Raw genomic sequence first — 21,456 nt, forward strand, 5'->3', positions numbered from 1 at the left:
TGCGTGACCGCACGTCAGAGCTTCTCGGTGTACCGTGCCGTGGTGTTCCTTCGACAACTCGAACCGCGCACCGGGCGGACTGCCAACGAGGTAATCAACTTCGCGCTGTGGCCGATCGCCGTCATGACAGTGCTGCATCGAGTGGTCGTCAAGGCGGTCAACGGGTACATCACCGACGACTTCCGACCGGTCTACAACGCTGCGCTGGCCTTCCTCAACGGCCGCCCCGTCTACACCGCCAACTTCAACTGGGTCGATCCGCACTACCTGTATCCGCCGTCCGGCACCCTGCTGATGGCTCCGATCGCGGTGATCGACCCCGAGAAGTCCCGGTGGTTGTTCATCATCGCCAACGCGATCGCCATCGTGATCGCGTTGTACCTGCTCCTGCGGCTGTTCGGCCTGGGATTGAACTCCATCGCGGCCCCGATCCTGCTGCTCGCCACGTTCTCCTCCGAGACCGTCACCAACACCCTCGTCTTCACCAACATCAACGGTCTGGTCCTGCTCGGCGAGATCGCGTTCCTCGTGTTGCTGATGAAGCGCAAGGACATGTGGTCCGGTGTCGCCATCGGGCTGACGTTTGCGGTCAAACCGATCCTCGCCCCACTCCTGCTGCTGCCTCTGGTGCGCGGACAGTGGAAGGTGTTCGTCACCGCGATCGGCATTCCCCTGATCCTCACCGCCGTGGCGTGGCCGCTGTCCGCGGATCCGATGGACTTCGTGCGCCACACGGTGCCGTACCTGATGGAATCGCGCGACTACTTCAACAGCGCGATCGTCGGCAACGGCAAGTACTACGGCCTCCCCACCGCCCTGATCTGGGCCCTGCGCGGCGTCTTCACCGCCATCGTGCTCAGTTCCCTGTGGCTGCTCTACCGCTACTACCGCCACGACGAGCTGTTCTTCGTCGTCACCACGTCGGGGGTTCTGCTGACGGCGTCGTGGCTGCTCGGCTCGCTCGGCCAGATGTACTACTCGATGATGCTGTTCCCGCTCCTGATGTCCGTGGTGCTGAAGAATTCGGTGATGCGGAACTGGCCGGCGTGGCTGGCCGTGTACGGGTTCATGAGTTACGACAGCTGGCTGTCGAGCCGGTTCATCGAGGCCGGCCGGACCGCCGAGTACATGAAGACCACGCTGGGGTGGAGCCTGATGCTCCTCGTGGTCTTCGGCGTGCTGACCGTCCGCTACGTCACGGCACGGCGCGAGGGGCGACTCGACCGGGGCATCGACCCGGCGTTCCTCCTCGAACCGGACGGGAAGGCTCACGGCACCCCGGCGCGGGAACCGGAACCGGACGTGCAGCCGCAGGTCGAGTCGGCCACCGCCAAGACGTAGGCCGCGTCGCACGCAGGGCGTCACGGCCGGAATCGGCGAAACGTATTAGCGTGGAGCCATGAGTTCGCAGCAGCAGGATCCCACGCAGTCCGCCCCGAAGGTTGCTCTCTCCGACAGCGAGTGGCGCGAGAAACTGACTCCCGAGGAGTACGCCGTGCTGCGCCAGGCCGGTACCGAGCGACCCTTCGTCGGCGAGTACACCGACACGAAGACGGAAGGCGTCTATCACTGCCGGGCCTGTGGCGCCGAGCTGTTCCGCAGCACCGAGAAGTTCGAATCGCACTGCGGGTGGCCGTCGTTCTTCGATCCGGCCGACTCGGACGCCGTCATCCTCCGCGAGGACACGTCGCTGGGCATGCGCCGCGTCGAGGTGGTGTGCGGGACCTGCCACAGCCACCTGGGCCACGTCTTCGAGGGCGAGGGCTACCCCACCCCCACCGATCAGCGGTACTGCATCAATTCGATCTCGCTGACCCTGGAACCGACCGGCGAATGATCGTCGGTGGATCGAACGCCCGGATAGGCGGAAGCTCACCCTCGTAGCGTTCGATCTCGACGAGCACGTGCTGGCCCGTGCAGCCGTGGGCGAGTGACGACGTGCCCACGTCCGGGGTCAGCACGTTGGGGTTCCCGTGCACGCAGAGGGAATCCGGGTCGGTCGCGTCGAGCGGGTCGTACCAGGCCCCCGTCGACAACTGGACCACACCGCGCCGGACGCCCTCGTCCACCACCACACCGGCGAGGCAGGCGCCGCGGTCGTTGAACACGCGGACGACGTCGCCGGCGGTGAGTCCGCGGGCGGCGGCGTCGTCCGGATGGATTCGGAGCGGTTCGCGGCCCCGGATCTTCGATTTCTGGCTGGTGCCGCCGTGGTCGAGTTGGCTGTGCAGGCGGGTCCGCGGCTGGTTGGCGATCAGGTGCAGCGGGAACTGCCATGCCCGTCGGCCGCCCAGCCATTCCTCGGGCTCGTACCAGCGTGGGTGTCCGGCACAGTCGTCGTAGCCGAATCCGTCGATGTCGGCGGAGAAGATCTCGATCCGCCCGCTCGGGGTGGCGAGGGGGAATTTCACCGGATCGGCCCGGAAGTCGCCGAACAGGATCAGGTCGTCCTCGGTCCGCATCCGCACGTGGCCCTGCGCCCAGAAGTCGTCGAAACTCGGGGCGGGACCGCCGTCCGCGCGGACGAAGTCACGCCACTGCCCGTACAGGTGCTCGAGCCACTGCTCGGACGAGCGGCCCTCGGTGAACTTCTCCCCGACACCCAGTTTCCGGGCGACGGCGGCGAACGTGTCGTAGTCGTCCTGCGCGTCGGCGTACGGCCCGACGGCGGCGTGCATGGCGACGAGCAGCGGGTCGTTGCGGGTGCAGCTGAGATCGGCCCGCTCGAGCGAAGTGGTAGATGGGACGACGATGTCCGCGTGCCGGGCCATCGGCGTCCAGTAGGGGTCGTGGACGACGATCGTGTCGGGACGGGCCAGCGCCCGGCGCAGACGGGGAATGTCCTGATGGTGGTGGAACGGGTTGCCGCCCGCCCAGTACAGCATCTTGATGTCCGGGTACGTCAGCCGCTGACCGTCGTAGTCGAACGGTGCGCCCGGGTTCAGGAGCATGTCCGAGATCGCGGCCACGGGGATGAAGTCGCGCACGGGGTTCAACCCCTGGGGAAGCGTGGGCAGCGGGTACGGGACGGGGGCGAGCCCGGGTTCGTTCATGGAACCGTAGCCGTGGCCGAAACCGCCGCCGGGTAGGCCGATCTGGCCCAGCATCGCGGCGAGGGTGACCCCCATCCACGGGGCCTGCTCACCGTGCCGCACCCTCTGCAGCGACCAGGTAACGGTCACCATCGTCCTGCCCGCCGCCATCCGCCGGGCGAGGGCGACGAGGTCCGCTGCGGCGATGCCCGAGATCTGCTCGGCCCACGCGGGCGATTTCGGTACGCCGTCGGAGCGCCCGAGGAGGTAGTCCTCGAAGCGGTCGTAGCCGACGCAGTGGCTGCCCAGGAATGCCGCGTCGTGCAGGTCTTCCGTCGCGAGGACGAACGCCAGGGCGAGCATGATCGCGACATCGGTGCCGGGCACCGGGGCGTGCCGTTCGGCGGCGCCGTGCACGTCGTCGCGCAGCGGACTGAACGACACGACGGATCCCCCGCGGCGCCGGAGGGCGTCGAGTGCGTCGCGGGTGGGGTGGTCGCTGGTCCCGCCGTGATTGACGCCGGTGTTCTTGAGGGGGACGCCACCGAAGCACACCATGAGATCGGTGTGCTCGGCGATGATCTTCCAGGACGTGGAGCGAGCGAACATCTTCCAGTGCGTGCCCACCACCCGGGGCATGATGACGCCCGTCGCGCCGAGCGAGTAGCTGTGCACCGATCGGGTGTAGCCGCCGAGCGTGTTCAGGAACCGGTGAACCTGGCTCTGGGCGTGATGGAACCGTCCCGCGCTGGCCCAGCCGTACGAACCGCCGTAGATCGCGCTGTTGCCGTGCGTGTCGACGACTCTGCGCAGTTCGTTCGCCAGCCGCTGGGTCAGCTCCTCCCAGTCGACCGACACGAACTCGTCGGACCCCCGGGAACTGCTGGGTCCCGGGCCGTTCTCGAGCCACCCGCGGCGCACCACCGGGCCGGTGATCCGTGCCTTGCTGCGGACCGATCCGGCGATGTTGCCCAGCACCGGTGACGGGTTCGCGTCACCGGTGTACGGGTGGGCGGCGACGACGTCGCCGTCGGCGACCTCGGCCTCGAACATGCCCCAGTGCGCCATGTGCTGGTAGCGGGGCGCGGTGCGCGCCCCGTCGGCGTCATTCATCGGTGCTGTGTCAGATCACGGCAGAGCGGTGATCAGCTTCTCCACATCCACCCGCGGGCCGGTGAAGAAGGGCACCTCCTCGCGGACGTGCAGGCGGGCCTCGGTGGCACGCAGGTCGCGCATGAGGTCGACGATGCGGTACAGCTCGGGCGCCTCGAACGCGAGAATCCACTCGTAGTCGCCGAGCGCGAACGAGGGCACGGTGTTGGCGCGGACGTCCTTGTACGTGCGGGCCGCCATACCGTGGTCGGCGAGCATCTTGCGCCGCTCCTCGTCGGGCAGCAGGTACCACTCGTAGGAGCGGACGAACGGGTACACGCAGATGTAGTTGCCCGGGTCCTCACCGGCCAGGAACGCCGGAATGTGGCTCTTGTTGAATTCGGCGGGCCGGTGGCACGCCACGTTGCTCCACACGGGCTTGCTCGCGCGGCCCAGTGCGGTGGTGCGGCGGAAGTCGGCGTAGGTGGCCTGGAGGGCTTCGATGCTGGGCGAGTGCGTCCAGATCATGAAGTCGGCGTCGGCTCGCAGGCCGGCCACGTCGTAGAGCCCGCGCACCACGACACCCTTGTCGGCCTGACCTTCGAAGAAGATCCGCGCCTCCTTGATCACAGCTTCCCGGTCGTCCCCGAGTACACCGGGTTCCACCTGGAACACCGAGAACATGAGGTAGCGGATTTCAGAGTTCAATGCGTCGAAGTCGAGGCGTGCCATGGGTCTATCGTGCCACTCGCCCGGCGAGCCGTGCAGCCGCCGTCGTCGCAGCGGCCACACACGCGGGAACACCGACCCCGTGGAGGAGTGCCCCGGACACCTCGAGACCGTCCAGACCTGCGACTTCCTGCTCGATCACCGCCACCCGGTCGAGATGGCCGGGACCGTACTGCGGCAGGCCGCCGTGCCAGCGCTGGACGTGTACCGCGACGGGTTCCGCGGACACCCCGGTGACGGTCGCGAGGTCCCGCCGGGCGGCGGCGATCAGCTCGTCGTCGGGTGCGTCGACGACGGCGGCGTCGCCGAACCGGCCGAACGACGCCCGGACGAGGGTCACCTCCCGCTCGGCGAGGTGCGGCCACTTGCGGCTCGACAGGGTGAACGCTTTCGCGCCGAGCGTGGCGTCGGTGGCGACGAGGATCCCGGAGTTCTGCGGGAGGTCGACCCGGATCGGCAGCGCCAGCGCGACGACCGCCGAGGAGGCCAGTGGGATGTCCGCGGCGGCCGCCGACGCGCGGGGGGCGATGCCGGCGAGCAGGTCGGCGAGTTGCGGGGCGGGCACGGCGAGGACGACCCCGTCGACGCGGCCCACGAGGTCCGCCGACCAGCCGTCGCCGTCCCGGCCGAGTGTCCGGATCCGCTCGTGCACGATCTCCGCCGACGCGGCCTCCGTCAGGGCGCGCAGCAGGACGCCGTAGCCGTCGCGCAGCGCCCCGAACACGGGCCCGGGGGTGGGGGCGGGGAGGGCGTCCGCCACGGCCGCGGACAGGCTCGTGGCGCCGCGGTCGAGCGCCGCCGCGAGAGTGGGCAGGGCGGCGCGCACGCCGATGGTGTCCGCGAGACCCGAATAGACCCCTCCGAGAAGCGGATCCACCGACCGCTGGACCACCTGCGCGCCGAACCGGTCGCCGACCAGTGCACCGACGGCGACGTCGGCGCCCGGTGTCCAGTCGAAGGGCACCGTCCGCTCCCCCGCCATGCGCGCGAGCGTCCGGTCGTCGACGAGACCGCGCAGGCTGTTTCCGTCCGCCGGTATCCCCATGAGGGTGTCGACCGGCAGCGGGTGCAGCGCGTCCTCGGACCAGATGAGCGGCCGCAGTCCCGCCGGATACACCAGCTGGTCGGAGAGGCCGAGTTCGCCGAGCAGGGCCGGGAGTTCCGGCCGCCGCGCGATGAAGGCTTCCGCCCCGACGTCGACGGGTTCCCCCGCCAGGTCCACCGTGCGTAGCTTGCCGCCGAGCCGTTCCGCGCCGTCGGCGAGGATGATCCGGGCATCGGCGCCGAGCCGTTGCCGCAGCCGGTACGCGGCGACGAGCCCGGAGATGCCGCCGCCGACGACGAGAACGTTCGGCGACGACCCCGTCACAGCGAGTGCACCAGCTCGACCAGCGCGGTCAGCGCACCCGGGTCGGTGTCGGGCAGCACGCCGTGCCCGAGGTTGAAGATGTGTCCCGTGGCGCCGGCGGCGAGGGCGGCGTCGGCTTCCGCGGTGATGCGGCGGACCTGCTTCTCGACGGCCGCCGGTCCCGCGAACAGCACCGCGGGGTCGAGGTTGCCCTGGAGCGCCTTGCCCGGGCCCACCCGGCGCACCGCCACATCCAGGGGGATGCGCCAGTCGACGCCCACCACGTCGGCGCCCGCTTCGCCCATCGCGCCGAGCAGTTCACCGGTTCCGACACCGAAGTGGATACGCGGCACCTTCGCGCTCTCCACCTCGGCGAACACCCGCTCGGAGTGGGGCAGCACGAATTCCCGGTACTCGGCGAGGGACAGCGCGCCGGCCCACGAGTCGAACAGCTGGATCGCGTCGACACCGGCGCGCAGCTGGGTCTGCAGGAAGGTGATGGTGGTGTCGGCGAGGGTGCCGAGCAGCGCGTGCCACGTGCGGGGGTCGGAGTGCATCAGCGCCTTCGTGCGCTCGTGATTGCGGCTCGGACCGCCCTCCACCAGGTACGAGGCGAGGGTGAACGGGGCTCCGGCGAAGCCGATCAGCGGCGTCGACCCGAGTTCCGCGGTGAGCAGCTGCACGGCCTGCGCGACGGCGCCGACCTCTTCCGGCACGAGGCGCGGCAGGGCGGCGACGTCGGCGATCGACCGGACCGGGTTCGCGACGACGGGACCGGTGCCGGCGACGATGTCGAGATCGATCCCGGCGGCCTTGAGCGGCACCACGATGTCGGAGAACAGGATCGCGGCGTCGACGCCGTGCCTGCGCACCGGCTGCATGGTGATCTCGCAGACGAGTGCCGGATCGAAGCACGACTCGAGCATGCCGATCCCCGACCGGATCTCGCGGTACTCGGGAAGCGAGCGGCCTGCCTGCCGCATGAACCACACCGGGCGACGGCCGGGGGTACGGCCTTCCGCGGCCGCCAGGAGGGGTGCGTCGGGGAGCACCCGCCTCGCGGCGTACGTCGCCCGTTCGCTCATGCCTGCATTGGTGCTTTCCAACCCGCTCATCGGTCCTCGCGCTCTCTGCCTGCTCGAATTTCGGCAGCTCTCATGCTGCCATGCCGGGACTCCGCCGCCGATCGGCCCTGCTCGGCGCGCCTCCGACGAGATGTGTGGGTCCGGGTCTAACGTCCCGAGCTGTGACGACTTCGGGATCGCCCGCCGAACCGGCCGAGTTCCGCGCCGCGGTCGAAGCGATGAATTCCGCGCAGGTTCGCGCGGACATCGAGGTGGGCCCCATCCGGCCCCCGCAACGGCTCGCGCCGTACAGCTACGCCGTCGGCGCAGAGGTCGTGCACGAGGACACCGGGGTCGTCGCCGAACAGAGCGAGGGTGACGCGTTCGGCAGGTTGATCCTCCTGTTCGACCCCGAGGGTGACGAGGCCTGGAACGGCACGATGCGGCTGGTCGCCTACATTCAGGCCGATCTCGACGCCGCCGTGGCGTCCGACCCCCTGCTTCCCGAAGTGGCGTGGAGCTGGCTCGTCGACGCTCTCGAGTCGCGCCACGAACCGCTCAACGCGCTCGGCGGGACGGTGACGGCGACGACGTCGGTGCGCTACGGCGACATCGCCGGCCCCCCGCATGCGCATCAGCTGGAACTGCGTGCGTCGTGGACGGCGACGTCCGTCGAACTGGCCACGCACGTCGAGGCGTTCTGCGAGGTCCTGGCGTATGCGGCCGGCCTGCCGCCCGCCGGGGTGTCGCAGCTGCGGACGCTGGGCGGCAAGTAGTCAGGCCGATTCCGTGCCCGCCGCGGGCACGTCGGTGGTGGCGCTGCGCGACCATTCCAGGAAGCGCCCGACCGCCTGCGTGACGGAGATGCTGCGGATCGAGGGGAACACGTCGAACGCGTGCTGCGCGCCCTTCAATTCGGCGTAGACGACGGGGTTGTCGGACACCTGCCGGAGCTCGTCGACGAAGATCCGCGCCTCGGCGACGGGGATCAGCGAATCGCTCGTGCCGTGAATCACGAAGAACGGCGGTGCGTCCGCCCGCAGGTGCGCGAGCGGGGACGCGGCCCGGTAGTCGTCGGGGAACGTGGCGTGCTTGCCGAGCACCATCGGCATCAGTCCGGAGTGCACGCGCTGGAGGACCGCCTTGATTCCGGTGTCGCCGGCGATGTCGTAGACACCGTAGTACGGGACACACGCCTGAACGGACGTGTCGACGTCCTCGAACCCCGGCTGCAGGTGACTGTCGTTCGCGGTGAGTCCCACCATGGCGGCGAGGTGGCCACCCGCGGAACCACCTGTGACGGCGATGAAGTCGGGGTTGCCGCCGTACTCCTCGACGTGCTCCCGGAGCCAGGCCAGCGCCTGCTTGATTGCGATCAGGTGTTCGGGCCACTTCGCCTTCGGCGACAGCGGGTAGTTGACGGCCGCGCACACCCACCCCCGCGAGGCCATCTCGAGCATGAGCGGCAGACCCTGTTGATCCTTGTTCCCGATCACCCATCCGCCGCCGTGGATCTGCAGGAGGACCGGGCTCTTCGACGGCAGATCCTGCCGGTGGTAGATATCGAGGCGGGCCCGGCGCCCGCCCGGCCCGTACGCGAGGTTGCGGACCCGGGTGACCGCTTTGTTCCGCATCCAGAACGGGTTGAGGAGTTGCCGCCACACGGGCCGCCCCGGGTGTTCGATGGCGCTGTCGCGGTCGGTGTAGTTCTCGCCGAGCGTCTCGACGAGCGCGGATTCGGCTTCCGCTCCGGCGCCACGACCGGTGGCGATCACGGCGGCGAGCCCGGCGGCGGATGCGGCGGCCAGCGCGAGGCCGACACGGTCGCTTCGGGTTCGCGTTCCGTGACGCGCGGCGTGCTGGGCGGCGTCGGCGGCGGTCACGACGAGCAGGTGCGGTGCGAGTTCGGTGGTGAGCCACCCTGAGAAGAACGCGACCACCGACGTGGGCGCACCGGGCAGGGGACGCAGGGCGTTGGCGGCGAGTGCGGCGCCGACGGCCTGCCGGAGAACGAAGCCTCGGGTCATACCTCAACCGTAGAACATGTTCTAATCGATCGGTTGCCCACCCCGGCGGCGGACGCCGGATCGAGAACGAGACGGAGCCGCGTCTCGCGGGCCGGGCCACGGCGTCGACCTCGTTGATTCACGATTCGATGGACCACATTCTAGAACGTGTTCTAGTATCAGGACATGCAGCGACTCAGCGGTCTCGACGCATCCTTCCTCTACCTCGAAACGTCGACGCAACTCCTCCACGTCTGCGGAGTCATCGTTCTCGACGTGTCGACGGTTCCGGGCGGCTACACGTTCGCCCAGCTCAAGGCGGAACTCGGCGCGCGCACCGAGGCGATTCCCTCGTTCCGGCGCAAGCTGCAGGACTCGAAGTTCAACCTCGACCACCCCGTGTGGGTCGAGGACACCGACTTCGACATCGACCGGCACTGCCACCGCGTCGCGCTCCCCGCCCCCGGCGGCCGCGACGAGCTGGCCGAACTGTGTGGCGACATCGCAGGCATTCCCCTCGACCGCGCCCGGCCGCTGTGGGAGATGTGGGTGATCGAGGGCCTCGAGGACGGTTCCGTCGCCGTCATGTCGAAGATGCACCACGCCGGGGTCGACGGCATCACCGGCGCCAACATGATGGCCCAGCTGTGCGGCCTCGAACCGGACGCACCACGCCCCGGCCCCGACGACTCCGCCGAGAGCGCGGGGCAGGCTAGCACGCTCGACATCGCCGTCGGCGGGCTGCTCGCCGTCGCGTCCCGGCCCGCGAAACTGCTGAGGATCGTCCCGCAGAGCCTGACACTGCTGCCCCGCTGGATCGGCCGGGCCCGCCGCGGTGCGGCGATGCCCGCGCCGTTCACCGCGCCGCGCACGTCCCTGAACGGCACGTTGACCAGTCACCGCAATCTCGCGTTCACCCAGCTCGACCTCGAGAAGGTCAAGACGGTCAAGGACGCGTTCGACGTCAAGGTCAACGACGTGGTGCTCGCACTGTGCTCGGGCGCACTGCGCAAATACCTGCAGGACCGCCGGGAGCTGCCCGACAAGTCGCTGGTCGCCATCGTCCCGGTCTCGGTCCACGGAAAGTCGGACCGGCCGGGCACCAACCAGGTGTCCGGCATGTTCACCCAACTCGGCACCCAGATCGAGGATCCGGCCGAACGCCTGCTCGCGATCGGCGAGCACAACTCGACGTCGAAGGAACACAACGAAACCCTCGGCGCGAGCCTGCTGCAGGACTGGTCCCAGTTCGCCGGGCAGGCCGTGTTCGGCACCGCCATGCGCCTCTACTCGACCCTCGGCCTGGCGGAACGGCATCCGGTTGTCCACAACCTGGTGATCTCCAACGTGCCCGGGCCGTCGGTCCCGCTGTATTTCCTGGGTGCCCTGATCAGGGCGATGTATCCGCTGGGCCCGATCTTCCATGGCGCCGGGCTCAACGTGACGGTGATGTCGCTGAACGGTCAGCTCGACGTCGGCCTGATGAGCTGCCCGGAACTCGCACCCCACCTCTGGGACCTCGTCGACGCGTTTCCCGCGGCATTGGACGAGCTCGTCGAGGCAGCGGGGAACCGGTCGTGAACCCGCCGGTGCGCTGCGGGAATCCCGAAGCGACGTAGAGTCAGCTGTCATGTCCGAAGTCACCGACGACGCCTCGTCACCCGGCCCTGCCGAAGAGCCCGGCCGGCAGATCGTTCCCCTGCTCGCACCCCGGGACGGCGTGCCCGACGTCGTGACCACGGCGGAGGGTGTCGCGAAGGCCGCGGCCGCGCTGAGCGAGGGCACCGGCCCGCTGGCGGTCGACGCCGAGCGGGCGTCCGGCTTCCGCTATTCGGCGCGGGCGTATCTCGTGCAGTTGCGCCGGGAGGGTGCGGGGACGGTGCTCCTCGACCCGATCCCCACCGCCGCCGATCTCGCCCCGCTGGCGGAGGTGATCAACCCGCTGGAGTGGATCCTGCACTCCGCGGACCAGGATCTGCCGGGGCTCGCGGAGATCGGCCTGGCGCCGGCGACACTGTTCGACACCGAACTGGCGGGGCGCCTCGCCGGGTTCGAACGGGTCGGTCTCGCCGCGATCGTCGAGCGGACGCTGGGCCTCGAACTGCGGAAGGGCCACGGCGCCGCCGACTGGTCGAAGCGGCCGCTGCCCGATTCCTGGCTGAACTACGCGGCCCTCGACGTCGAGGTTCTCGTCGAGTTGCGGAACGTGATGGCCGCGGAACTCGACGAGCAGGGCAAGAGCGAGTGGGCTGCACAGGAATTCGAGCACATCCGGCTCGCGGGGCCCCCGAAGCCCAAGGCCGACCGCTGGCGGCGGACGTCGCACATCACGTCGCTGAAGACGCAGCGGCAACTCGCCGCCGCCCGTTCGCTGTGGCAGGCCCGCGAGGACCTCGCCCGCAAACGCGACGTCTCCCCCAGCCGGGTCCTGCCGGATGCGGCGATCATCGACGCCGCGACGAAGGACCCGCGGAGCATCGAGGCACTGCGGGCGCTGCCCGTGTTCGGCGGTCCCCGTCAGCGGCGGCACTCCCGGATCTGGCTACAGGCGCTCGAGGATGCCCGGGCACTGCCGGACACGGAACTGCCTCCGAAGACCCCGCCGTTCACGGGACCGCCGCCGGCGAGTCGGTGGGCGCGGCACGACCCCGACGCCGCCGAGCGGCTGACGGCGGCCCGCGCCGCGCTGGCCGCTCTCGGCACGGAGGTGTCGGTGCCGGTGGAGAACCTGGTGACCCCGGAACTCGTCCGCAGGTTGTGCTGGGACTGGTCGGCCCCCGAGGGCGGCGACGTCGAGTCGGCGATCGACCGGGTGCTCGACGCGGGGGGTGCCCGCCCGTGGCAGCGGATGCTGACGGTGCCCGTACTGGCGAGCGCGCTGCTCTCCGCCGCCGAGCAGAAGGGTTCCGGCGACGACTGATCGACTGCACGCGCGGGGTGAGCGCGTGAATTCCCGATGAGGTACCCATTAAGTTACCCGTGAGTAACGGTAGGGGTACGCTGGTCTGGAGGCCGGACGCCTGGCCGTGATCCGGAACCAAACTGCTCCATCAGGAGGAATTCGCGTGGCTCCATCCACCACAACTCAACGCAACGTCGTGTTCGTCGACGGCATCCGCACTCCGTTCGGCAAGGCCGGCCCCAAGGGCATCTACGCGGAGACCCGTGCGGACGACCTCGTCGTCAAGACCATCCGCGAGCTGCTTCGCCGCAACCCGCTGCTCGACCCCGCGCGCATCGACGAGGTCGCCATCGCCGCGACCACGCAGACGGGCGATCAGGGTCTCACCATCGGCCGCACCTCCGCGATCCTGGCCGGGCTCCCCGAGACCGTCCCCGGTTTCGCGATCGACCGCATGTGCGCCGGCGCCATGACGTCCGTCACCACCACCGCGTCGGGCATCGGCTTCGGCCAGTACGACGTAGTGATCGCGGGCGGCGTCGAGCACATGGGCCGCCACCCGATGGGCGAGGGCGCAGACCCGAACCCCCGGTTCCTCGCCGACCGCCTCGTCGACCCCAGCGCCCTCGTCATGGGCAACACGGCCGAGAACCTGCACGACCGGTTCCCGACCATCACCAAGGACCGCACCGACGCGTACGCCGTCGCGAGCCAGAACAAGTACGAGGCCGCCCGCAAGGCCGGCTTCATCGCCGACACCCTGGTGCCCGTCGCCACCCGCTCCGCCGCGGGCTGGGGCCTGGCCACCGAGGACGAGCCGCCGCGACCGGGCACCACGCTCGAGGACCTCGCCAAGCTGAAGACGCCGTTCCGTCCCGCGGGCCGCATCACCGCGGGTAACGCGGCCGGTCTGAACGACGGCGCGACCGCGGCCCTCCTCGCCGGTGAGGACACCGCGCTCGAACTCGGACTGCCGATCGGCATGCGCATGGTCGGATTCGCGTTCCAGGGCGTCGACCCCGCCGTCATGGGCATCGGCCCGGTGCCGGCCACCGAGAAGCTGCTGGGCCGTACCGGTCTGAAGATCGAGGACATCGGCCTGTTCGAGATCAACGAGGCCTTCGCCGTTCAGGTTCTCGCGTTCCTCGAGCACTACGGCATCGCCGACGACGATCCGCGAGTCAACCAGTGGGGCGGCGCCATCGCGTGTGGCCACCCCCTCGCGTCCTCCGGTGTCCGCCTGATGACCCAGCTGTCCCGCCAGTTCGCCCAGCGCCCCGACGTCCGCTACGGCCTGACCACGATGTGCATCGGTCTGGGCATGGGCGGAACCGTGATCTGGGAGAACCCGAACTTCGATGGAGCCAAGTAGATGACCGACATTGCAACGGCATTCGCCGACGAGGTCGTGACCAACGCGTACACCAAGATCGTCGCCGTACCCGGCATCGAGGGCCCGGTCGCGCTGATCACCCTCGACAACGGTTTCGACCACACCAAGCCGTCGTCGTTCGGCCCGGGCGGCCTGAAGGCCCTCGACGCCGCACTGGACGAGGCGTTCGCCGCCCATCCCGTCGCCATCGCGATCACCGGCAAGCCCTTCATCTTCGCCGCGGGCGCGGACCTCAAGGGTGTTCCGAGCATCACGAACCGTGACCAGGCGCTCGAACTCGGCCGGCTCGGGCACAAGGTGTTCCGCCGACTGCGCGAATCGTCCGTGCCGACGTTCGCGTTCGTCAACGGCGTCGCACTCGGCGGCGGGCTCGAGGTCGCGTTGCACAGCCACTACCGCACCGCATCCGAGAGCGCGGGCGCACTGGGTCTGCCCGAGACGTTCCTCGGACTGGTTCCGGGCTGGGGCGGAACGCAGTTGCTGCCCAACCTCATCGGCCCCTCGAACGCCGTCGCCGTCGTCCTCGAGAACGCGCTGAACCAGAACAAGACGCTCAACCCGAGGAAGGCCCTCGAACTCGGCGTCGTCGACGCGGTGTTCGGTTCGGCCGACTTCCTCGAGCAGTCGTTCGCATGGGCCGCGCAGGTCCTGGCCGGCGAGATCACCCCGGCGCGACCCGAGATCGACCGGGGCAAGGGCTGGGACGACGCGATCGCCCGCGCGAAGGCGATCGTCGAGGGCAAGACCAAGAACAACGCCCCCGGACCGGTCAAGGCCGTCGAACTCCTCGAGCTGGCCCGGACCACCGATCTCACCGATCCCGCGTCGCTCGACAAAGGCTTCGCCGCCGAGGACGAGGCGCTCGCCGACCTGCTGCTCGCCGACGAGCTCCGCGCCGGCCTGTACGCGTTCGACCTGGTGAACAAGCGCGCCAAGCGTCCCGCAGGCGCACCGGACAAGTCCCTCGCGCGCAAGGTCACCGGCGTCGGCATCGTCGGTGCCGGTCTGATGGCCAGCCAGCTCGCGATGCTGTTCGTCCGCCAGCTCAAGGTGCCGGTCATCCTCACCGACATCGACCAGGAGCGCATCGACAAGGGCGTCGGCTACGTCCACGGCGAGATCGACAAGCTGCAGGGCAAGGGCCGGTTGTCCCCGGACGCGGCGAACCGTCTCAAGGGTCTCGTGTCCGGCTCGCTGGACAAGGCCGCGTTCGCGAAGACCGACTTCGTGATCGAGGCCGTGTTCGAGAACCTCGATCTGAAGAAGAAGATCTTCGCCGAACTCGAGGAGCACATCGCCCCGGAGACGATCCTGGCGACCAACACGTCCTCGCTGTCGATCACCAAGATGGCCGCGGACCTGAAGCACCCCGAGCGGGTGGTCGGCTTCCACTTCTTCAACCCGGTCGCCGTGCTGCCCCTGCTCGAGGTCATCAAGGGCGAGAAGACCGACGACGCCACCCTGGCAACGGCGTTCGCCACTGCCAAGGCGCTCAAGAAGTCGGCGGTCGGTTCCGCCGACCTGCCCGGGTTCGTCTTCAACCGGCTCCTGATCCGCACCCTCGGTGAGGTCATGAACGCGGTCGACGAGGGCACCCCGTTCGAGGTGGCCGACAACGCCATCGCCGAACTCGGCATGCCGATGACCCCGTTCACCCTGCTGGCCCTCGTCGGGCCTGCGGTCGCACTGCACACCGGCGAGACCCTCGCCGAGGCGTACCCCGAACGCTTCCACAACTCCCCCGGACTCGAGGCGCTGGTCGAGGCCAAGAAGTCGGCGGTGTGGAGTTACGGTGCCGACGGCAAGCAGGTCGTCGACCCCGAGGTCGCCGAACTGTGGAAGCAGGGCGACAAGGCGTCCACGTCCGAAGAGGTTCTGGAGCGCACGCGTCGCGCGTTCGCCGAGGAGATCCAGATCATGCTCGACGAGGGTGTCGTCGCCGCGGCCGAGGACATCGACCTCTGCCTGATCCTGGGCGGCGGGTTCGGCTTCTGGAACGGTGGCATCACGCCGTACCTGGACCGCACCGGCACGTCCGAGGCCGTCAACGGCAAGCGGTTCCTGGCACCGGGCGTCGCGAGCGTCTGACCCCACGTGAGTGGCGACGTGTGCCCCGGCACGCGTCGCCACTCACCTGTTCAGGAGGCGGCGACGAGCGCCTGGCGGGCGTACGCCCGCACGTCGGCGTCCGTGTCCTCGAGGGCCGTGGTCAGCGCGCCGACGGCGGCGCGGTCGCCGGACCACCGGCCGAGCGCGAGGACGGCGGCCTTGCGCACGTCGAGGTGCGCATCCGTCAGGGCGTCCACCAGCGCGGGCACCGCGACTTCGGGGTCCGCTCCGGCGAGTGCCCGCGCGGCGCCCTGCCGGATCTGCCAGGCCGACTCCCGCAGCGCCGCCGTCGCGAGGGTCACGTCGTCGCCGTCGCAGCCCAGACTCGCGAACGCCGTGAGCGCGGCGGCGCGCACCAGCGGATCGCGGTCGCCGGCCAGCGAGCGCACGGTGTCGACACCGCCGAGCCCGATGGTGGCCAGGCCGTGCGCGACGGTGATCCGCACTTCCCGGTTCTCGTCGTGCGCGCCCGCCGCCACCGACTCCCACCGGTCCAGCGACACCAGCGCCCGCACCGCTTCGATCCGGACGTGGTGATCACCGTCGGACAGCGCCGTCAGGAACTGCTCCGCCGAACCGGCGTGCAGCGCGCGCAGGACGTCGACCACGGCGGCCCGGACCACGGCGTCACCCGACCCCAGGTGGTCGGCCAGCCCGTCGGCGGACGGCAGCACCTCGACGAGTTCGCGCAGGCCGTCGGCGGCGGCGCGGCGCACCGTCACCGCACCGTCGTCGAGGGCATCGACGAGGGCCGCCCCGAATCCGTCGGGGGTTCCTTCCGTCAGCACCGAGAGGGCCGTGACGCGGACCTGCGGGTCGGCGTCGGCCAGATACGGCGCGAGTTCGGCGACACTCGGCGCGTCGAGTCCGAGGACCGCGACGATGGCCGGTGACGACGGCTCCTGCCGGACCGGCGCCGCGATGCGCGAGCGCTCCTCGACCGGGGCGCGCCCCCCGACCAGCGGCGGCTGCGCGACGGGTACGACCGTCCGGTCCACCGGCGGAAGGGAATCGAGTCCGGGCACCGGCACGAAGTACGGCTCGACGGGGCGCTTGAGGAACTCCATGTCGCCGTTCTCGCCGCGCCGCAGATTCAGGTGGTACCCCCATTCGTCGTCCCGCTGCTCCGGGAGATCCGCACGTTCGTGGTAGAGCCCCCAGCGACTTTCGGTCCTGGTGAGGGAGCTGCGGGACGCCATTTCCGCGCAGTCCCGGATGAAGGTGACCTCCGCGCAGCGCATCAGCTCGTGCGGGGTGGTCGCACCCATCCCGGCGATCTCCCCCGCCATCCGGTCGAACGTCTCGACGGCGATCGACAGCTTCGTCGCCGTCTTCGGCGGCGCGACATAGTCGTTGACGAAGCGGCGCAGCTTGTACTCGACCTGCGGCTGCGGCGGCCCGTCCGGGTTGCGTAGCGGCCGGTAGATCAGCTCGTGCGCGGCGGCCAGCTGCTCCGCGGGCAGCGCGGTGGGGGCCTCGACGCCGGGCAGGGTGCCGGTGGCGTGCGCTCCGGCGAGGTCGCCGTACACGAACGCGCCGATCATGTAGTTGTGGGGGACGCACGCGAGGTCGCCTGCCGCGTACAGGCCGGGGACGGTGGTCGCGCCGTGCTCGTCCACCCACACCCCGGACGCGGAATGTCCGCTGCACAAGCCGATCTCGGAGATGTGCATCTCGATGTCGTGGCTGCGGTAGTCGTGGCCGCGGTTCGCGTGGAACGTGCCGCGGGTGGGGCGTTCGGTGGTGTGCAGGATCGATTCGAGCGTGTCGAGGGTTTCCTCCGGGAGGTGGCTGACCTTCAGATAGATGGGACCGCGGGCGGATTCGATCTCACTCTTGACCTCGCTCATCATCTGCCCCGACCAGTAGTCGGAGTCGACGAACCGCTCCCCCTCCGCGTTCACCTGGTAGCCGCCGAACGGGTTCGCGACGTACGCGCACGCCGGACCGTTGTAGTCCTTGATCAGCGGGTTGATCTGGAAGCATTCGATGCCGCTCAGTTCGGCTCCCGCGTGATAGGCCATCGAGTAGCCGTCACCGGCGTTGGTCGGGTTCTCGTACGTGCCGTAGAGGTACCCCGACGCCGGGAGCCCGAGCCGGCCACACGGACCGGTCGCGAGGATCACCGCTTTTGCCCCGACCGCGACGAACTCACCGGTGCGGGTGTTCAGCGCCGCGGCCCCGACGGCCCGGCCGTTCTCCGTCAGGACCCGGACGGGCATCAGGCGGTTCTCGATGCGGATCTTCTCCCGCATCTTCCGCTGCCGCAGCACCCGGTAGAGGGCCTTCTTCACGTCCTTGCCCTCGGGCATCGGCAGCACGTACGAGCCGGAGCGGTGCACCCGGCGGACCGCGTATTCGCCGTACTCGTCCTTCTCGAACTTCACGCCGTACTTCTCGAGGCGCTGCACCATCGCGAAACCGCGGGTCGCCGTCTGGTACACGGTGCGCTGGTTGACGATTCCGTCGTTGGCTCTGGTGATCTCGGCGACGTAGTCCTCGGGTTCGGCCTTGCCGGGGATGACGGCGTTGTTGACGCCGTCCATTCCCATTGCGAGCGCGCCGGAATGGCGCACGTGCGCCTTCTCGAGCAGGAGCACGTTCGCGCCGTTCTCGGCGGCGGTCAGTGCCGCCATCGTGCCGGCGGTGCCGCCACCGATCACGAGCACGTCGCAATCGAGACGGACGGTGTCGGCGAGGTCGGGGATGTCCATCAGGTCTCCGAAGTGTGGTTCAGTGCGGCGAGCACGTCGGCGCGCGCGGCACGGGTGTCGGGGAGGTCGAGGTGGTCGCGGTCCCGGGGGTGCGGGATGTCGACGAGCGCCCGCAGCGGCTCACCGGCCCGGCCGAGCACCGCGATGCGGTCGCCGAGCAGCACCGCCTCGTCCACGTCGTGGGTCACGAACACCACGGTCGTCGGGTGAGTGCTCCACGTGTCGACGAGCAGTCGCTGCATGACGCCGCGGGTCTGGGTGTCGAGGGCGCCGAACGGCTCGTCCATCATCACGGCCCGCGGCGCCCCGGCGAGGCCGCGCGCCAACTGCACTCGCTGGCGCATGCCGCCGGACAGGTTCTTGGGCAGGAAGTCGCCGAACCCGGTCAGCCCCACCTCCGCGATCCAGCGGTCGGCGGTCGCACGCCGCCCCTTGCGGGGTTCGCCGCGGAGTGCGAGGGCCAGTTCGATGTTCGAGCGCACCGTGCGCCACGGGAGGAGCGCGTTGTCCTGGAAGACGACGGCCCGGTCCCGGGACGTCGATTCCACTGCCGCGCCGTCGGCGACGACGCGGCCCGAATCGGGCGGCAGCAGGCCGGCCAGAGCGCGCAGCACGGTGGACTTGCCGCACCCCGAAGGTCCGGTGAGCACGAGGATCTCGCCGGGAACCACGGTCAGCGACAGCGAACGGATGACGGGGTTTCCCGTGTAGGACAGGGTGACGTCGTCGAGGACCAGCGACATGCCGGCGGCCACGGACGCTGCGGCTGTGGCGGTCATGCGCGCTCCCCTCGTGGCAGCCAGCGGGTGACGCGCCTGCCGAGCAGTTCGACTGCGCCGGACGTCGCGAATCCGAGGATGCCGATGGTGATCATGCCGACGAAGACGCCGGGATAGTCGACGATCGTGTACGCCTGCCAGGTGCGGTAGCCGACTCCGAGCCTGCCGGAGATCATCTCGGCGGAGATCACACAGATCCACGCCACCCCGATCCCGACGGACAATCCACCGAAGACGCCCGGCAGGATTCCGGGCAGCACGACTCGGGACAGCACGTCCCAGCGTCCGCCGCCGAGGGTGCGCACGGAGTCCTCCCACAGTGTCGGGAGGGCCCGGACGGCGTGCCGGGTGCTCACCATGATCGGGAAGAACGCGGCGACGAACGTGATGAACACGATGCCGGCCTCGTCGCTGGGGAACAGCAGGATCGCGACGGGCACCACCGCGATGGCGGGGATCGGACGTGCGAGTTCCGTCAGCGGACCGAGGACGTCGGCGAACAGTTCCGATCTGCCGAGGGCGACTCCGGTGGCCACACCCACCACCGTCGCGAGTCCGAATCCGCTGAGGATGCGGATCAGCGACTGCCCGAGGTCGAGGTAGAACAGGTCGCTCTGCAACTGGGTACCGAACGCGGACACGACGTCGGTGACGGTGGGAAGCGTGTCGAACCGCAGCCACACCCGCACGTCGTTGGCGGTCAACACCTGCCATGCGACGATCGCCGCGATCACGGACGTGATCCGCACGAGGCGTGAGCGCCACGGCGAGGTTCGTCGGCGCGTCGATGCCGGATCGTGTTCTTCGGCAGCGACTTCGGTATCGACCAGGACCGTCGGCTGGTGCAGTGTGGTCACTGGCGCACCTCCTCGACCGCGCGGTCGTACGTGATCACGCCGCCCGTGGGGTGTGCGCGCAGGTACCGGTCTGCGGCGGCGCCGGTGGTGAAGGGCAGGAAGTTGTCGCCGTCGCGCACCCACACCGATTTGTCGGCGAACCATCGGGTGCCCAGTTCGGCGTCGGGCACGTACGCGGCGCGGACGGTGCGGCCCTCGGCCCGGGCCTGTTTCACCGCCCGGAGCAGGCACGTCGGGTTCGCGGCCGGCTGCGTCTCGGTGGCGCCGTCGAACCAGACCTCCCCGGCCAGCGACGGATCGCCCGGGGCGGTGGCGCACACGGGATCGGTGCCGGTGACCGACGTCGGGTTGGCGGTGGACGCGAGCGTGGCGTCGTAGTCCTGCCCGTCGGCCTCGAACGCGGACCGGAGCGGAGCGTCGTTCACGAAACCGTCGACGTCGAGGTCGGCGAAGTCGCCGATCGACTTCAGATACGGCACATCGTTCTTCAGCGCACCGATCAGGCCGGGCTTGAGCGTGGTGTCGAACGACGTGCCGCCCGGGCCGTTGTACAGGTACACGACCTCCTGGGGCAGGCCGCTCGCGTCGGCCACGATCCGCGACGCCTCGAGCGGTTGCGTCTGGACGAACCGCGTGGCGTCGAGCTGCGCCCGGAGGAACGCGTCGAGAACCTCGGGGTGTTCGTCCGCGTAGGCCTCGCGGGCCACCACACCGTGCAGGGTCGGGGTTCGGAGTTCGGCGCCGTCGAACAGCAGCTTGGCCTTGTCCTGGAAGACGAGAAGCCCGGGCCAGGCGACGAACTGCGACAGCGCCGCCACCTGACCGGATTCCAGGGCGGAGGATCCGACCTGCGGCTGCTGGTTGAGCACCTCGACGCCGGTGCCCGGGTCGATTCCGGCGCGGTCGAGGGCCTGCACGAGGGTGCCGTGACCTGCGGAGCCGACGCTCGCGGACACTTTCTTGCCGGCCAGGTCGCCGAGGGCGGTGGCCGGTGAATTCGGCGGCACCACCACCATGTTCAGTGCGCCGTTCGGGTTGTAGCCGGTGACCGAGACGATCTCCGTCTTCGAGCGCGGATTCGCCTGGGTGCGGGAGCCGTTGATCAGCATCGGGTAGTCGCCCATCGATCCGATGTCGATCTTCTCGGCCACCATCTGGGCGGTGATCGGCGCACCGGTGTCGTAGTCCTGCCACTCGACGGAGTACTTCGTCCCGGTCTGCTCCGTCACGTCCTGCAGGCGCTGTTCGAGGTATCCCTGCGCGCGCAGCAGCGTTCCGGCGGTGACGGTGTTGATCGTCTTGGACTGGTACCCGATCACGAGCGTGACCGCCTCCCCGTTGTCGGCCGACGGTTCGAGGGAGCAACTCGTCGCCACGAGTGTCAGTGCCGCGGCGGCGATCGCGAAGGTGGAAGAGCGTCGCTTCATCTGG

Annotated in this window: 16 protein-coding genes; 7 read left to right on the plus strand and 9 right to left on the minus strand. The window is 69.7% G+C overall.

The genetic code is table 11. The features are described from left to right. Positions 1 to 3 precede the first annotated feature (3 nt). Together JVH1_RS01660 and msrB are read left to right on the plus strand one after the other, a co-directional pair. Positions 4 to 1,341 (plus strand): glycosyltransferase family 87 protein, encoded by a 1,338-nt coding sequence (locus JVH1_RS01660; RefSeq protein ID WP_009480112.1) that lies wholly within the window; start codon positions 4 to 6, stop codon positions 1,339 to 1,341. 58 nt (positions 1,342 to 1,399) lie between these two features. Next, positions 1,400 to 1,837 (plus strand): peptide-methionine (R)-S-oxide reductase MsrB, encoded by a 438-nt coding sequence (gene msrB, locus JVH1_RS01665; RefSeq protein WP_009480111.1) that lies wholly within the window; start codon positions 1,400 to 1,402, stop codon positions 1,835 to 1,837. Here msrB and JVH1_RS01670 read toward each other — a convergent pair. From JVH1_RS01670 to hemE, 4 genes are read right to left on the minus strand one after another with little or no spacing between them, the layout of a single operon-like run. Next, positions 1,797 to 4,145 carry a molybdopterin guanine dinucleotide-containing S/N-oxide reductase gene (locus JVH1_RS01670; RefSeq protein WP_009480110.1) on the minus strand — a complete coding sequence of 783 codons (2,349 nt, stop codon included), beginning with the start codon at positions 4,143 to 4,145 and terminating at the stop codon, positions 1,797 to 1,799. The genes msrB and JVH1_RS01670 overlap by 41 nt on opposite strands. 15 nt (positions 4,146 to 4,160) lie before the next feature. Then, complete coding sequence (gene hemQ / locus JVH1_RS01675) at positions 4,161 to 4,856, minus strand: hydrogen peroxide-dependent heme synthase (RefSeq protein WP_009480109.1); 696 nt, start codon at positions 4,854 to 4,856, stop codon at positions 4,161 to 4,163. Positions 4,857 to 4,860: 4 nt separating this feature from the next. Next, positions 4,861 to 6,222, minus strand: coding sequence for a protoporphyrinogen oxidase (locus JVH1_RS01680; RefSeq protein WP_009480108.1), 1,362 nt, complete (start codon positions 6,220 to 6,222; stop codon positions 4,861 to 4,863). After that, a complete protein-coding gene (hemE, locus tag JVH1_RS01685) occupies positions 6,219 to 7,286 on the minus strand; it encodes a uroporphyrinogen decarboxylase (RefSeq protein ID WP_192817886.1) in 1,068 nt (355 codons plus the stop codon). The genes JVH1_RS01680 and hemE overlap by 4 nt, the downstream gene beginning before the upstream one ends. 161 nt (positions 7,287 to 7,447) lie before the next feature. On the opposite strand from hemE, the gene JVH1_RS01690 reads away from it, so the two are divergent. Continuing rightward, on the plus strand, positions 7,448 to 8,041 hold the full coding sequence (locus JVH1_RS01690) for a DUF3000 domain-containing protein (RefSeq protein WP_009480106.1): 594 nt from the start codon (positions 7,448 to 7,450) through the stop codon (positions 8,039 to 8,041). Here the strand turns inward: JVH1_RS01690 and JVH1_RS01695 are convergent, their stop codons facing one another. Next, positions 8,042 to 9,292, minus strand: a complete 1,251-nt coding sequence (locus JVH1_RS01695; RefSeq protein WP_009480105.1) for an alpha/beta hydrolase — start codon at positions 9,290 to 9,292, stop codon at positions 8,042 to 8,044. Between the two features lie 165 nt (positions 9,293 to 9,457). On the opposite strand from JVH1_RS01695, the gene JVH1_RS01700 reads away from it, so the two are divergent. From JVH1_RS01700 to JVH1_RS01715, 4 genes are all read left to right on the plus strand, one after another. Further along, entirely contained in the window at positions 9,458 to 10,852 is a 1,395-nt protein-coding gene (locus JVH1_RS01700; protein ID WP_009480104.1) for a wax ester/triacylglycerol synthase family O-acyltransferase, read from the plus strand. A gap of 49 nt (positions 10,853 to 10,901) precedes the next feature. Next, a complete protein-coding gene (locus JVH1_RS01705; protein ID WP_009480103.1) occupies positions 10,902 to 12,191 on the plus strand; it encodes a ribonuclease D in 1,290 nt (429 codons plus the stop codon). A 145-nt stretch (positions 12,192 to 12,336) separates the two neighbouring features. Continuing rightward, complete coding sequence (locus JVH1_RS01710) at positions 12,337 to 13,545, plus strand: thiolase family protein (RefSeq protein WP_009480102.1); 1,209 nt, start codon at positions 12,337 to 12,339, stop codon at positions 13,543 to 13,545. Further along, the gene (locus tag JVH1_RS01715; RefSeq protein ID WP_009480101.1) at positions 13,546 to 15,654 is read left to right on the plus strand and encodes a 3-hydroxyacyl-CoA dehydrogenase NAD-binding domain-containing protein; all 2,109 of its coding nucleotides are present in this window, start codon (positions 13,546 to 13,548) and stop codon (positions 15,652 to 15,654) included. 50 nt (positions 15,655 to 15,704) lie between these two features. Here JVH1_RS01715 and JVH1_RS01720 read toward each other — a convergent pair whose 3' ends face one another. The 4 genes from JVH1_RS01720 to JVH1_RS01735 are packed head-to-tail and all read right to left on the minus strand — an operon-like array spanning position 15,705 to position 21,452. Continuing rightward, a complete protein-coding gene (locus JVH1_RS01720) occupies positions 15,705 to 18,389 on the minus strand; it encodes a fumarate reductase/succinate dehydrogenase flavoprotein subunit (RefSeq protein ID WP_009480100.1) in 2,685 nt (894 codons plus the stop codon). Further along, positions 18,389 to 19,168 (minus strand): ABC transporter ATP-binding protein, encoded by a 780-nt coding sequence (locus JVH1_RS01725; protein ID WP_009480099.1) that lies wholly within the window; start codon positions 19,166 to 19,168, stop codon positions 18,389 to 18,391. The genes JVH1_RS01720 and JVH1_RS01725 overlap by 1 nt, the downstream gene beginning before the upstream one ends. Then, a complete protein-coding gene (locus JVH1_RS01730; protein WP_009480098.1) occupies positions 19,165 to 20,025 on the minus strand; it encodes an ABC transporter permease in 861 nt (286 codons plus the stop codon). Before JVH1_RS01730 ends, JVH1_RS01725 begins: the two co-directional genes overlap by 4 nt. Further along, entirely contained in the window at positions 20,022 to 21,452 is a 1,431-nt protein-coding gene (locus JVH1_RS01735) for an ABC transporter substrate-binding protein (RefSeq protein WP_009480097.1), read from the minus strand. The genes JVH1_RS01730 and JVH1_RS01735 overlap by 4 nt, the downstream gene beginning before the upstream one ends. Positions 21,453 to 21,456: the final 4 nt, after the last annotated feature.

The organism is Rhodococcus sp. JVH1 (assembly GCF_000280725.2).
GTDB lineage: Bacteria > Actinomycetota > Actinomycetes > Mycobacteriales > Mycobacteriaceae > Rhodococcus_F > Rhodococcus_F jostii_A.

Coding starts and splice junctions, on each gene's coding strand:
- msrB (WP_009480111.1), top strand. CDS start 1,400: ATGAGTTCGCAGCAGCAGGATCCCACGCAGTCCGCCCCGAAGGTTGCT.
- JVH1_RS01670 (WP_009480110.1), bottom strand. CDS start 4,145: ATGAATGACGCCGACGGGGCGCGCACCGCGCCCCGCTACCAGCACATG.
- hemQ (WP_009480109.1), bottom strand. CDS start 4,856: ATGGCACGCCTCGACTTCGACGCATTGAACTCTGAAATCCGCTACCTC.
- hemE (WP_192817886.1), bottom strand. CDS start 7,286: ATGAGCGAACGGGCGACGTACGCCGCGAGGCGGGTGCTCCCCGACGCA.
- JVH1_RS01695 (WP_009480105.1), bottom strand. CDS start 9,292: ATGACCCGAGGCTTCGTTCTCCGGCAGGCCGTCGGCGCCGCACTCGCC.
- JVH1_RS01700 (WP_009480104.1), top strand. CDS start 9,458: ATGCAGCGACTCAGCGGTCTCGACGCATCCTTCCTCTACCTCGAAACG.
- JVH1_RS01705 (WP_009480103.1), top strand. CDS start 10,902: ATGTCCGAAGTCACCGACGACGCCTCGTCACCCGGCCCTGCCGAAGAG.
- JVH1_RS01715 (WP_009480101.1), top strand. CDS start 13,546: ATGACCGACATTGCAACGGCATTCGCCGACGAGGTCGTGACCAACGCG.
- JVH1_RS01720 (WP_009480100.1), bottom strand. CDS start 18,389: ATGGACATCCCCGACCTCGCCGACACCGTCCGTCTCGATTGCGACGTG.
- JVH1_RS01725 (WP_009480099.1), bottom strand. CDS start 19,168: ATGACCGCCACAGCCGCAGCGTCCGTGGCCGCCGGCATGTCGCTGGTC.
- JVH1_RS01735 (WP_009480097.1), bottom strand. CDS start 21,452: ATGAAGCGACGCTCTTCCACCTTCGCGATCGCCGCCGCGGCACTGACA.